This is a genomic window from Flavobacterium sp. ALJ2 (genome assembly GCF_015594725.1).
In the GTDB taxonomy this organism is placed as follows: domain Bacteria; phylum Bacteroidota; class Bacteroidia; order Flavobacteriales; family Flavobacteriaceae; genus Flavobacterium.
On the sequence record NZ_JADNRC010000028.1, the window covers coordinates 1 to 13508 of the forward strand.

10 protein-coding genes are annotated in these 13508 nt (G+C 31.4%); 6 read left to right on the plus strand and 4 right to left on the minus strand.

Going from position 1 to position 13508, the window contains the following annotated elements:
• Window positions 1-452: 452 nt before the first annotated feature.
• Both IUY40_RS18665 and IUY40_RS18670 read right to left on the minus strand, forming a co-directional pair.
• The gene (locus IUY40_RS18665; RefSeq protein ID WP_195738376.1) at window positions 453-1286 is read right to left on the minus strand and encodes a Cof-type HAD-IIB family hydrolase; all 834 of its coding nucleotides are present in this window, start codon (window positions 1284-1286) and stop codon (window positions 453-455) included.
• Window positions 1287-1531: 245 nt separating this feature from the next.
• Window positions 1532-2482: a PhoH family protein gene (locus IUY40_RS18670; protein ID WP_195738377.1), complete on the minus strand. Its 951-nt coding sequence runs from the start codon at window positions 2480-2482 to the stop codon at window positions 1532-1534.
• Window positions 2483-2861: 379 nt separating this feature from the next.
• Here IUY40_RS18670 and IUY40_RS18675 point away from each other — a divergent pair, with 379 nt between their 5' ends.
• The 5 genes from IUY40_RS18675 to dnaN all read left to right on the plus strand — a co-directional run bounded on the left by IUY40_RS18675 (window position 2862) and on the right by dnaN (window position 7963).
• Window positions 2862-3689: an SAM-dependent chlorinase/fluorinase gene (locus tag IUY40_RS18675; RefSeq protein ID WP_195738385.1), complete on the plus strand. Its 828-nt coding sequence runs from the start codon at window positions 2862-2864 to the stop codon at window positions 3687-3689.
• 266 nt (window positions 3690-3955) lie between these two features.
• Window positions 3956-4252 (plus strand): antibiotic biosynthesis monooxygenase family protein, encoded by a 297-nt coding sequence (locus IUY40_RS18680; protein WP_195738378.1) that lies wholly within the window; start codon window positions 3956-3958, stop codon window positions 4250-4252.
• A 70-nt stretch (window positions 4253-4322) separates the two neighbouring features.
• Window positions 4323-5048, plus strand: coding sequence for a gliding motility-associated ABC transporter permease subunit GldF (gldF, locus tag IUY40_RS18685; protein ID WP_195738379.1), 726 nt, complete (start codon window positions 4323-4325; stop codon window positions 5046-5048).
• Window positions 5048-6733, plus strand: coding sequence for a gliding motility-associated ABC transporter substrate-binding protein GldG (gene gldG, locus IUY40_RS18690; RefSeq protein ID WP_195738380.1), 1686 nt, complete (start codon window positions 5048-5050; stop codon window positions 6731-6733). The genes gldF and gldG overlap by 1 nt, the downstream gene beginning before the upstream one ends.
• Before the next feature lie 111 nt (window positions 6734-6844).
• On the plus strand, window positions 6845-7963 hold the full coding sequence (gene dnaN, locus IUY40_RS18695; protein ID WP_195738381.1) for a DNA polymerase III subunit beta: 1119 nt from the start codon (window positions 6845-6847) through the stop codon (window positions 7961-7963).
• A 367-nt stretch (window positions 7964-8330) separates the two neighbouring features.
• Here the strand turns inward: dnaN and IUY40_RS18700 are convergent, their stop codons facing one another.
• Window positions 8331-10103, minus strand: coding sequence for a DNA mismatch repair protein (locus IUY40_RS18700; protein WP_195738382.1), 1773 nt, complete (start codon window positions 10101-10103; stop codon window positions 8331-8333).
• 234 nt (window positions 10104-10337) lie between these two features.
• Window positions 10338-11171, minus strand: a complete 834-nt coding sequence (locus IUY40_RS18705; protein ID WP_195738383.1) for a universal stress protein — start codon at window positions 11169-11171, stop codon at window positions 10338-10340.
• Window positions 11172-11523: 352 nt separating this feature from the next.
• On the opposite strand from IUY40_RS18705, the gene mnmE reads away from it, so the two are divergent.
• On the plus strand, window positions 11524-12924 hold the full coding sequence (gene mnmE / locus IUY40_RS18710) for a tRNA uridine-5-carboxymethylaminomethyl(34) synthesis GTPase MnmE (RefSeq protein ID WP_195738384.1): 1401 nt from the start codon (window positions 11524-11526) through the stop codon (window positions 12922-12924).
• Window positions 12925-13508 lie beyond the last annotated feature (584 nt).

Here is a 13508-nt window from a genome sequence, read left to right on the forward strand (position 1 = left end):
CAAATTAGTAAGATTTTTTATAAAAAATTAAACACAAAAATTAAAACATATAAGAATACATCCATTTTATAGCTATTGCAGCGAGTTTTCAAGCTAACTAATATCTCAATCGTATCCATAATCTAATCCTAGATCTTCGAAACATCTTCGAGAAAACAAAAGATAAAATCATTGGTTTTCCTAAACTAGCCAAATAGCATGAAAAAGTAAATCAATTTAAATTTAAGTCTTTAAAATACAATCTCATGTTCTTTAATCGCAAAGGGCTCAAAAAGCTTTGAAACCCTTTAATTTTTTACAAAATTAACTGCAAAGAGCACTAAGCATTGAAACTTAAAATAATTTGTATCAATTTCAGTAATCCTGATAGTTATCAGGAATGGCAGAAAAAAACCGCAAAGAGATTAAATATCAACTTTGCGGCTTATCTGGAGATTTATTCTCTTTGTATTCTAAATTGTAACTGGAACTTTACCTAAAACTTTCTCAGATAAATATTTAGCTACACCATCTTCTTTATTCGTGTTTATAACTTCCATATGCGACAACTCATTTTTTAAATTTTGAGGTGCATTACCCATAATTAATCCTTTTCCTGTAGATAACAACATTTTTAGATCGTTAAATCCATCTCCAAAAGAAATTGCTTGTTCAAAAGTTACATTTTCTTTTTCTAAAATTTTAGCAATTGCTACACTTTTATCTACCGATTTATCCATAAACTCAAGGCAGTTTGGTAAGCTAAAAGCATGGTGTAATTTATCTGAATTTGAACTTAAAATAACCTCTTTTAATGCAACTAATTTTTCATGGTCATCATGTGTGAAGAATATTTTTATAGCACTGTAGTCTTCCAATTTTGAGAAATCTACCAATTCTGGATGATAAACTAGATCCGCTTGAAAAGCATTTAATTTTTCGCTCAACCTATTAGTAAGCCAAACATCTTCTTTAAACAAAACGGTAGTAATTTCTGGATCTATATCTACACTCAAAGCTGATTTTACCACTTCACTTTCTATATCAAAAGAAAAAAGCACTTTTTTTTCTGGCGAATGAATACGTGCTCCATTAGAACTTACCAAATAAATTGGAATTTCTAATGTATTAATAATCCCTAATGCATCAAGATGATGACGTCCTGTAGCAACGATTATTAGATAATCTTGATTATAAAGTTCTTGAAAAACTGATTTTGTATAAGAAGAAATTTTATGTTCTGGGTTAAGTAATGTACCGTCTAAATCGGTAATTATGACTTTAATTTTTTTAGATTCTAAATTCATATTTAAGTATCAAATATTTATGAATTACAAATTTATCGCTTTGAAAACTGACAAACAAATAAATTTGAGAAATCTAAAATAAATAAGTTAAACTTTACTATTTCTTTAACACAAATTAACGAAGTCTTAAAAAAACATTCGTTTTACACAACTCTCTAAAAGATTTGTATAAAACGAATATCTCTAAATATCAAAACACATTTTACGATTTACATTTGACATTTTATAAAAACCATTTGACAATTTTAATCGTTGTTTTCTATTTGTTTGTAAGCATCAATTACTTTTTTCACCAATCGATGGCGCACAATGTCCTTATCATCAAGATAAATAATTCCGATACCATCAACATCTTTAAGTACTAATATCGCTTCTTTAAGCCCAGAAATAGTTCTTCTTGGCAAATCGACTTGACCCGGATCTCCTGTAATCATGAATTTGGCATTTTTCCCCATACGGGTCAGGAACATTTTCATTTGAGAATGTGTTGTGTTCTGCGCTTCATCCAAAATTACAAAAGCATTATCGAGTGTGCGCCCACGCATAAATGCCAATGGTGCAATCTGAATGATTCCTTTTAAGATATAATCTTCGAGTTTTTCATTTGGCAACATATCACGCAAGGCATCATAAAGAGGTTGCATATATGGATCTAGTTTTTCTTTCATATCACCAGGTAAAAAGCCTAGGTTCTCCCCTGCCTCTACTGCTGGTCGTGTAAGTATGATCCTTTTTACTTCTTTATCTTTAAGTGCTTTTACAGCCATTGCTACACCTGTATACGTTTTTCCTGTTCCTGCAGGTCCTACAGCAAATACCATATCATTTTTTTTAATGGTATCAACCAATAGTTGCTGGTTTGGCGTCATGGCTTTGATGATTTTACCTGCAACGCCATGAACTAATATTTTGTCATGATCGTATCCTTTTTTTTCATCTTGACCATCACTCATAATAACGCGTTCAATTACATTATCATCAATAGTATTGTAACGTGTAAAATGAACCATTAATCTTTGAAATCTTTTTTCGAATTCATCTAAGACTTCTTTTTCGCCGAACGCTTTTAAAGTAGTCCCTCTTGCTACTATTTTAAGCTTTGGGTAGTACTTTTTGATTATTTCAAGATGAGTGTCTTGAGCGCCCCAAAAGTCTTTTGGAGCGATGTCTATTAGCTCGATTATTCTTTCGTTCAAATGAGGTAGTTTTAAATTAAAATTAATTCTTTTTATAAATCAATTGGCTGTCGGGTATGTTTTTTTTTAGTATTTAGTTTCAGTTCCAATAGTATTCAGTTTCAATGTTCGATATTAGTCTCAGGTAACAATCACTATTTACCATTTCTAGGAAATCTTAATTGTAATTAAAATCTAATACTCACTTTACTTCCTGAAACTATTATAATTTAACTTTTCTTTTCAAAAATGGTTACTTTCGTCACAGACCAAAAACTAAAAATTATTATTATATTTTATCTTTTCTTCTTTCTTTTTTGCGTTTACTATTATTAGCTTTGCATTTCTCAAATTTAATAAAAATTAGATTTAAATACTATCAATAGTTATAAACAAAATGATGTCAATAATTACCCTTACCACCGATTACGGCTTAAAAGACCACTTTGTAGGCGCGCTGAAAGGGAAAATATTATCTGAATATTCCGAAGCTACGATTGTAGATATTTCGCATGACATCGATCCATTTAACACTACCGAAGCGAGCTATATTATTGGCTCATCATACTTTAGCTTCCCAAAAGGAACTGTACATCTTATTGGTGTAGATATAGAACGCAATAAAGAAAACCAACATATTGCTATGCAATGGAACGATCATTTCTTTATTTGTGCCGATAATGGTATATTGAGTATGCTTACGCAAAAGATTGTTCCTCAAAAAATTGTTGCAATCAATATTCACGATCGATTTCCTGTAGAAGCTACAGATTTAGATATTTTTATACAAGTTGCTTGTCATATTGCTAAAGGTGGTTTACTAAATGTTATTGGCAAAGAAATCCCTGAAATTAAAGAAGTTACGGAGTTGCAGGCTGTAGTTGCCAGCGACGGAAATTCGATTAAAGGCTATGTAATTTATATTGACCATTTTGGAAACGTTGTAACAAACATTACTAAAACGCACTTTTTAAAAATAGCCAGAGGCCGTCCGTATGAAATTGTGATGAAACCAAAAAGTATCAAAACTATTCTGCCTAACTATTCGGCGATAGCCAGTTCAGACAAATATCCTATTAAAACCTATGAAGGAGAGAAACTAGCCATTTTTAATGAAGCAGGTTTTATGGAAATTGCTATTTTCAGAAGCAATCCTTCAAAAGTAGGTTCTGCAAATAGTCTTTTGGGCTTAAATTATAGAGATGTGATAACTATAAAATTTCATTAATAAATTTGATCCTTAAATTTTATAAACATTTATCATTTTAACAAAGAAAACTCAAGCAATATCAAATAGATGAATTAAATCTAATATTTCAGTATTGCGACTACAAGTGAGATACCTACTCCTTGGAAATGATAAAATTAAGAAAGCATTATTTTTTTTATAATAAAAAGAACAATCTAATTTGGTATTTTTGCCTGCTTATAAGCCATTTTTCAATATAAAACTTATCCTGATAGCTATCGGGACGAAAATCTAAAATTATAAAAATGTTTGTTCGAATAGTAAAAATGAGTTTCCACGAAGATAAAATCCCTGCTTTCATGGAAAATTTTGATGGGGTAAAAGATAAAATACGAAATACTCCCGGAAATCGTTTTTTAGAACTGTACCAAGATAAAGACAATAAAAGTATATTTTTTACTTATAGCTATTGGGAAACCGAAGCTGACTTGGAAAATTACCGAAAATCGGAACTTTTTAATACGGTTTGGTCATTTACTAAAACCTTATTCAATGCAAAACCCGAAGCCTGGAGCGTAGACAAACTAGTAAGCTTAAGTTAGTTTCAAGTTAACACACAGAACTTGAAACTTAAAACATGAAACAAAATCAACGATTAAACAAAAAAATAAAATGAAATCAATTGTTTTACGAGAAATAAAATCTTTTTTCGGATCTCCCATTGGCTATTTAGTCATTGCGATATTCCTGATTAGCAATGGCTTGTTCTTATGGGTTTTTCAAGGAGAATACAACATTCTTAATACTGGTTTTGCCGATCTAACTCCATTTTTCACTTTAGCACCATGGATTTTAACTTTCTTAATTCCTGCTGTTACTATGCGTAGTTTCTCAGATGAAAAGAAACAAGGTACTCTTGAATTGTTACTTACAAAACCTTTAAGCATTTGGCAAATTGTAAACGGAAAATTTATTGGTTCCTTACTTTTAATCATAATGGCAATTATTCCAACTTTCATATATATAAAAGTAATTTCAAATTTAGGGTTGCCTGAAGGTAATATCGACATGGGAAGTACAATTGGCTCTTATTTTGGGTTATTATTCTTAATTGCAGCTTATACTGCCATCGGAGTTTTTACTTCTACTTTATCCGAAAATCAAATTGTGGCTTTTATTATAGCAGTATTTTTATGCTTCCTTTTCTATTTTGGTTTTGAAGGTTTATCTGCTATTGTTCCAAGTACTATGAGTTTTATTTCATCATTGGGAATGCTAAATCATTTTAAAAGTATGAGTCGAGGTGTAATTGATACACGCGATGTCATTTATTTTTTAAGTATAACGGTACTTTTTCTTTCGTTTACTGTATATCAACTAAAATCTTTTAAATCGTAATGAAAATCTCTTCTCAAAAAAACATAAAAACGTTACTGATTACAATTGCGATTTTAATTGCGTTGAATATTGCAGGTACTTTTATCTTTCATCGTTTTGATTTAACCAAAGACAAACGATATACTTTATCGCCAACTTCATTAAATATTATCAAAGAGGTTCATAATCCGCTGTCTATAAAAATTTATATGCAAGGTGATTTACCTCCTGAATTTAAACGTTTACAACAAGAAACACAACAATTGCTTGAAGAGTTTCAAGCGTATAACAAAAACATATATTTTGAATTTGTTGATCCTATGGAGAACGAAGGCGAGAGTATGGATATGATTAAAGAGTTGTATCGAAAAGGTCTTACTCCTATAAATATAACTGTTGATGACAAAGGAAAACAATCTCAAGCCATGGTTTTTCCGTGGGCAATTGCAACATACGATAATAAAGAGGTCAATATTCCTTTATTAAAAAACCAAATGGGTGCTACGACTACTCAAAAAGTAATTGGCTCAGTACAGCATTTAGAATATTCGGTTGCCGATGCATTAAATAAAATTACAAAAGAAAAACAAAAAAAGGTAGCAATATTAAGAGGAAATGGCGAAATGAAAGAGATTTTTATGGCAAAATTCCTAATGCAAATTCGCGAAAGCTACCATATTGGTCCATTTACTTTAGATTCTGTTGCTAAAAATCCTATTGGTACATTAGATGCTTTAAAAAAGTATGATTTGGCTATAATAGTTAAACCTACCGAAGCTTTTACAGATAGCGAGAAACAAGTTTTGGATCAGTTTATCATTAATGGTGGAAAAACATTGTGGCTTGTAGATCAGGTAAATGCAGAAATGGACAGTTTATACAATCAATCTGGTGCAACGCTGGCTTTTCCAAGAGATTTGAATCTTAATGATATGTTCTTTAAATACGGCTTCAGAATTAACCCTGATTTGATAAAAGATGAACGTGGAACCCCAATTAAACTAGCTTCGGGAGAACAAGGAAGTGCTACTCAATATCAAAAGTTTAACTGGAAATATGCGCCTGAGGTTCATCCGGAAAGCAAACATCCAATTGTGAAAAATTTAGGTGGAATTAAATTTGACTTTGCAAATCCAATCGATACTTTAAAAAATGGCATCAAAAAAACGGTGCTTTTGCAATCATCCCCTTATTCTAAAAAAATTGGTACTCCTGCCGAAATCAGCCTAAATATTGTTAACGAAGAAACTTCGCCAAACGATTACATAAACAAAGGTAATTTTCCTTTATCTGTTTTACTAGAAGGAGATTTCCATTCGATGTATGAAAATCGTGTACTGCCTTTTGAACAAAAAACATATCTGACTAAAGGTAAAGCAACCAAAATGATTGTGATTTCTGATGGTAATTTAGTCCGCAATCAATTAGACAAAAACTTAATTCCTATAGAATTAGGTTACGATCAGCGTTCAGAAATTTTATATGACAACAAAGATTTCTTAATGAATTGCGTTAATTATTTGCTAGACGACACAGGACTTATTAACATTAGAAGCAAGGAACTTAATTTGCCTTTATTAGATAATGATAAAGTTCATCAAGAGTACACCATTACGCAATTCATAACTATCGGACTGCCAATTCTAACTTTATTGGTCTTCGGGCTTGTATTTACTTTCCTTCGCAAAAGAAAATACAGTAAATAGATGTTAATAAAAAATTTGGGATACTCGGATTGTTTACGATATATTTGTAAAAATGTATTCTAGTCATTTACCAAAGCTAAAATATATACCAAAAAAAATAAAACAAAAGAGATGAAATTTATAGTATCGAGTTCGTACTTATTAAAGCAATTACAAGTTTTAGGTAGTGTAATCAATAGTAACAATACGTTACCTATTTTAGACAACTTTCTATTTGAATTAGACAATAATGAATTAACCGTTTCTTCATCGGATCTTGAAACGACGATGTCTGCAACTTTAGCGATTGATTCTACAAGCAAAGGAAGTGTTGCAATACCTGCAAAATTATTACTCGAAATCCTTAAAACATTTCCAGAACAACCTTTAACCTTTACTGTTGAGGACAATAATACTGTAGAGATTAGTTCTAACTCAGGGAAATATGCTTTGGCATATGCAGCTGGAGAAGAATTTCCAAAATCTGTAAACCTAGAAGATCCATCGGTTACTTTAGTTCCTTCAGATGTTCTGGCAACAGCTATTAGCAAAACGATATTTGCTGCTGGTAACGACGATTTACGTCCTGTTATGTCAGGAGTATTCTTTCAGTTTTCGCCAGAAGGATTGATATTCGTTGCTACAGATGCTCACAAATTAGTAAAATATGCTCGTACAGATGTAAAAGCATCTCAAGTTGCTGATTTTATTATGCCAAAGAAACCTTTGAATATTTTAAAAAGTATCTTAGGAACTTCTGATGCTGAAGTAAAAATCGAATACAACGATTCTAATGCTACTTTCTCGTTTGACAACTACATCTTGATGTGTCGTTTAATCGATGGGAAATATCCAAATTATGAAGCTGTAATTCCAAAAGAGAATCCTAACAAGTTAATGATTGACCGTTCTTTATTTTTAAGTTCTGTACGTCGTGTGGCTATTTTCTCTAATAAAACTACACACCAAATTCGTTTGAAAATTGCTGGAGCAGAATTAAATGTTTCTGCCGAAGATATTGATTACTCAAACAAAGCCGAAGAAAGATTGACTTGTGATTACCAAGGTGATGACCTGCAAATTGGGTTTAACTCTCGTTTCCTTACCGAAATGTTGACCAACTTACAATCTGATATGATAATGCTTGAAATGTCTTTACCTAACAGAGCGGGAATCCTGACTCCTGTAGATGGTTTAGAAGACGGGGAAACTGTAACCATGTTGGTTATGCCGGTAATGCTAAACAGTTAACATTTAATTATGTTTTTGTTATATTAGATTTTTGATATTCAAATATAATACTTATTATTGCATAACAATTACGCTATTAACCAACCATTTTTTATATTTTAAAAACCGCTGCTTCTTTTGAAACTGCGGTTTTTTGTTTTTTCGTAAATTCTTTCGCAAAGTAAATCCTAGTCTTCATTTTACATTTCGTTCAGAATAGCATTCTTTACTTTTTCTATAAACAAATAGAAGTATTTACACTATATACATACCGTGTTGTCTATACTCTATTTTTAGTATAAATTCTCACTTCTCAAAACAAACATTTCACATTTATAAGTTTACCTTCTTCAATCTTGCATCTCATCTTTCACTTTAAACACATCTCCTAAATCACTCCCATTTTTTGCATTAAGAAAGTAGCACTTTTATTTTTACAAATGCCTTCACGAAGTGTAAAGTCAAAATGCAATTCGTTATTCTTAATTTCAACCTCAAAACACTGATTAGTTAAAACATCTGGATAATCATTTGTTGTTAAGCATACTTCGATATCGTGTGTTGCAATAGCACCGATTGCTTTTTTTGCAATGATCTTTTTTACTACTTCGATAGTTCCATTACGTTTATCATCTGAGTTAGTACCTCTCAAAATCTCATCTAAGAGTACAAAAGCGGGTTTATCCTCTAATGCATCCATAATTTGTTTTAAACGCTTTATTTCGGCAAAAAAATAGGATTCACTATCAGACAAAGAATCTGATAGTCGCATAGATACCAAAACTGGTAACGGATGCATTGTAGCCTTATTAGCGCACACTACAGAGCCTATTCCTCCTAAAACCATATTAATCCCTAGACTACGCAAAAAAGTGCTTTTCCCTGACATATTTGACCCCGTTAATATCATAAACGATTCTGGGAAAAATTTCACCTCATTCCCTACTCTAGTTTCAGGATTTAGTAAAGGATGACTAAGATTTGAGAAACCAATTTTAAAATCAGTGTTTAGCTCTGGAAATACAAAATCTTGATTATTATATGAAAAGTTAGCTAAGCTATTCAGCATTTCAAATTCACCTATAACATCCAGCCATTCTTCTAAAACAGCAGCATGATTCTTTTTCCAATTTAAAAGATTTTTTAAAACATGAATATTGAATAAGAAGATTCCATTGAATAATAATGCGGTAACTAAATTATTGATTGTATCCATGTTTGAAAACAACTCCGACAATTGTTTTAAGTGAGTACTGGCTTTCGCATTTTTATAAACCAATTTCTTTTGTAGGTCAACTAACTTTTCTGACTTAAACGTTTCGTTTTCAATTTTTTTAACCAATAAACCATACTGCTTAATAATTTTATCAATATTTTCAGCTTTGGCAATTTCTGTTTGAATTCTTTTAAAAAACATACCAAAAACTGTTGTATTTAAAACAAATGCAAAAGACAGATAGGATATAAACACCACATTTGATGTTACGATATACGCAATTACTAATGATACAAAAATAGCAGGCAAAACATACATCAATATTGACATTACTTTTGAAAATGGAGCGCTCTGGCTGTCCTTCCATTTTAATAATGCTTGATAAGCTTCTTTAGTATCTTGTCCTATTATTGCAAGTGCTAAAAATTCCTGACGCCAATCTAACTTTGCTTTCAGTACTTGTATTGCTTCCTGATTTTTAGCTATTTCGTTATTTGGTAAATTATATAGCAGCTGATTTGCCAATGTCTTTTTTCCAACAAAAGTTCCTGTTCTATTAAGACTTTGAAACAAAGAATGATCTCCAAAAATATCTAAATCGTAAGCATAAGGATGGTAGAAGTCAATAAATTCCTGTCCGTTTTCGAAAGGTAATTTTTCTCTTTTTAGAAAAGTAATCTCATTTTTATTTATTTTTAAAAGCGCCTCCGTAAGTTTCTTTTGAAAAGACAAAACAGAATGAATACGCATTAAAACAACAAACCCCAAGAATGATAAAACAGCCGTAATAAGATATACTGAAGCGTCTGTCTTGATATAATAATAGCCCAAAACAAAACACAAAATAATACTCAAAAGTCGTAATAAACTAATGCTATTGTATTTTTTATTGATTGTATTTAAAGCGTCTGAATAACTATTGCTGTTTTTTTGATATTGTTCCATTGATTTAAAGTAATTATTCCTTTTACAAATTATATTAAATACAAATATAAGTTTACAGTGACGAAATAACTACTTTAAATATCAGGAATATCAATTACCATTAGATTCTTTTACTTAATTAAAAGTTTGCACTTATTTATTCTCGCAATGTCGCAAAAACGCAAAGAAAACAACTTTAAAACTTAATCTTTGCTGCTAGAGCCTTTGCTGAAAAAATCATAATGCTACAGTGATCTATTGCTCGTGCATAATCAAAACCGGAATTGCAATATCCTTTGTTAGTTTTTTAGTAAAACTAGGGCTAAACAAACTTTCGAAGAAGCTTCGTTTATAAGCAATCATTGCTAATATATCAATGTCTTTATACAATACAAAATCTAGAATTGTTTCTTTAACTTCTTCACATGGGAGCACCAAAAACTGAACTTGTTCTTCTTTAAATTCATTTTCCCATTCTTTAATTGTTGCATCTGTAACATCTGAGTTCTGCGTTTTTACATACAAACATTTAATTTGGGCATTCATTTTTTTTGCTATAGTCAACACTTTTCGAAGCTCTTTTTTATCTTTCTCACGATAGCGTGTTGTGAATCCGATGGTTTTTACTTTATTAAATTTAGATTCTACAGGCACACATAAAATTGGCACTTCAACACCAGATATCACTGCATCAGTATTTGTTCCTAAGAAAAAAGCATTCCAACCTGCTATGCCAGAAGTTCCCATTACTACAAAATCTATTTTATCTTCCTTAATAGCTTTTTTCATATTGTAAACTAAATCACCATCCATCAAGCGGTGATTTATCACAATATCATCGAGTTTACGTGCTGCGGCAATTTGTCGAAGTTTTGGAATTTCATCTTTAAACATTTCGAATTTAGCTAACTCTAATGAATTATATATAATTGCAAAATTTTCAGGAAAAACCTGGCTATCATAAACTGGTATCTCAAATGTGTGTAGTAAAATGAGTTCGCCTTTAACCTGTTTTGCAAATTCTAAAGCATGTACAAATGCATTTGTAGCTACGTCAGAAAAATCGGTGGGGAATAATATTCTTTTCATCGCGTTATCTAGATTAAATGTTAGTTTCTCAAATTTAACCATAAAACGACCTTTTCGACATGACAATTATCAGTTATTTAACATTTTACAATTTCTTAAAGTTAGCACTTAGCTGCAGTGTTCAGTTTGCAGTCTCAGTTTACAGTGTCATCCTGAGCGGAATCGAAGGATATTTCAATAGTCAGTCTCAATGTACATTTTTCATGTTTTATCATACTTTTTTACATTTAATAAATTTACACTCTTTGCTGTTAATTATTTTTAAGAACAAGCATAATTATCTATAAAAAAGTATATCCTTTTATGTAAACACCTCTTTCGGAACTTCTAGCTTTTTTTATACCTTTGCACCATGATAAATCAAGATTCTATAGTAGCACTGGCAACACCTTCGGGAGCTGGTGCAATAGCCATAATCCGAATTTCGGGTAGCGATGCCATTACAATTGGTAACGGTGTTTTTCAATCTATTAAAAACAAGGATTTAACTAAGCAGAAAACCCATACGTTACATCTAGGTCATATTGTAGATGATTCTAAAACCCTTGATGAAGTTTTAGTTTCTGTTTTTAAGGGACCAAACTCTTATACTGGCGAAAATACTATCGAAATTTCTTGTCACGGATCTACGTATATCCAACAACAAATCATACAATTATTGCTTCGTAAAAGCTGTAGAATGGCGGATCCTGGTGAGTTTACACTTCGTGCTTTCTTAAACGGAAAACTAGATTTATCTCAAGCCGAAGCAGTAGCCGACTTAATCTCGTCTGATAATGAAGCGTCTCATCAAATCGCTATGCAACAAATGCGCGGTGGTTTTAGTAACGAAATTGCTAAACTACGCGAAGAGTTGCTAAATTTTGCTTCGCTTATCGAACTCGAATTGGACTTTGCCGAAGAGGATGTTGAATTTGCTGACAGAAGTCAGTTTCATGAATTACTGAATCGCATTGAATTTGTATTGAAACGGTTAATTGACTCTTTTGCCGTTGGAAATGTAATCAAGAACGGAATTCCCGTTGCTATTGTTGGGGAACCTAATGTTGGGAAATCGACGTTATTGAACTCTTTATTAAACGAAGAACGTGCCATTGTTTCGGAAATTGCAGGAACAACTCGCGATACTATCGAAGATGAATTGGTTATTGGCGGAATTGGCTTTAGATTTATAGATACTGCTGGGATTCGCGAAACTGTTGATTATGTAGAAAGCATCGGAATCAAGAAAACTTTTGAAAAAATTGAACAAGCCCAACTCGTTATTTACTTAATGGATAGCTTGAAGTTCAAAGCCTCAAGTACCTCGTTTATAGTTGAAATCGAGAAAATAAAAAATAAATACCCTCTAAAACAAATTTTAATTGTTTGTAACAAAATAGACCAGCTTACTGAAGATGAACTTCAAGATATTCGCAAACAACTGGACACTTTAAACCTTAAACAGCTATTTTTAAGTGCTAAAGAGAATATTGGCGTTGATGAATTAAAAAATCAATTGCTTTCTTTTGTAAATACTGGAGCTTTACGAAATAATGAAACAATCGTAACAAATACACGTCATTACGATTCATTACTTAAAGCATTAGATGAGATTCAAAAAGTAAAACATGGTCTCGAAACCAATCTTTCAAGTGACCTAATTGCGCTCGATATTCGCGAAGCTTTATATCAATTTGGGTTGATTACTGGTCAAGTCTCAAATGACGAATTACTTGGAAATATCTTTGCTAATTTTTGTATCGGAAAATAGGTTTCACAAAACATCACAAAATAAAACAAAGAATCCCAGTTAAAATGTCATAAAATGGCATTTTAACTGGGATTTTTCTTTCTGTCTATATAGTTTTGTTTGTAGATAGTTTGTGCTTATTTGTACCACGATTGTACCACGAAAATATTTTCCAAGTTTAGACTTTTTTTTGGACAAATCATGGCATAATAGACACAGTGGGACACTTACAGTAACATTCTATGAGTTCAAAAATGAAGATTACAAGAGTCTGCAATTCTGCCAAAATGAGTTTACAGCACAGACAACAAAGACAAAGTACTGCTCGCTTAAATACGCTTACAAGGCAAGATATATCGCTGATAATTCTATCATCATCTTTAGATAAAACCCTGAATAGGAAAGAAATATAAAGTCTACAATGTTAATAAAATCAGAACTATTTTATCCTATGTAATTTAAAGACATTAATCTTTTTGAAAAAGAAATTTATAAGATAGTATAATAACGAAATGATCTAACTCAATTTAAAAGCAATGAGCCCGATACAATATCGAGCTCATTATTAACAAATTTAATTACGTCCTAACTTTTAGATAAAGTCT

Coding starts and splice junctions, on each gene's coding strand:
- IUY40_RS18665 (WP_195738376.1), bottom strand. CDS start 1,286: ATGAATTTAGAATCTAAAAAAATTAAAGTCATAATTACCGATTTAGAC.
- IUY40_RS18675 (WP_195738385.1), top strand. CDS start 2,862: ATGTCAATAATTACCCTTACCACCGATTACGGCTTAAAAGACCACTTT.
- IUY40_RS18680 (WP_195738378.1), top strand. CDS start 3,956: ATGTTTGTTCGAATAGTAAAAATGAGTTTCCACGAAGATAAAATCCCT.
- gldF (WP_195738379.1), top strand. CDS start 4,323: ATGAAATCAATTGTTTTACGAGAAATAAAATCTTTTTTCGGATCTCCC.
- gldG (WP_195738380.1), top strand. CDS start 5,048: ATGAAAATCTCTTCTCAAAAAAACATAAAAACGTTACTGATTACAATT.
- dnaN (WP_195738381.1), top strand. CDS start 6,845: ATGAAATTTATAGTATCGAGTTCGTACTTATTAAAGCAATTACAAGTT.
- IUY40_RS18700 (WP_195738382.1), bottom strand. CDS start 10,103: ATGGAACAATATCAAAAAAACAGCAATAGTTATTCAGACGCTTTAAAT.
- IUY40_RS18705 (WP_195738383.1), bottom strand. CDS start 11,171: ATGAAAAGAATATTATTCCCCACCGATTTTTCTGACGTAGCTACAAAT.
- mnmE (WP_195738384.1), top strand. CDS start 11,524: ATGATAAATCAAGATTCTATAGTAGCACTGGCAACACCTTCGGGAGCT.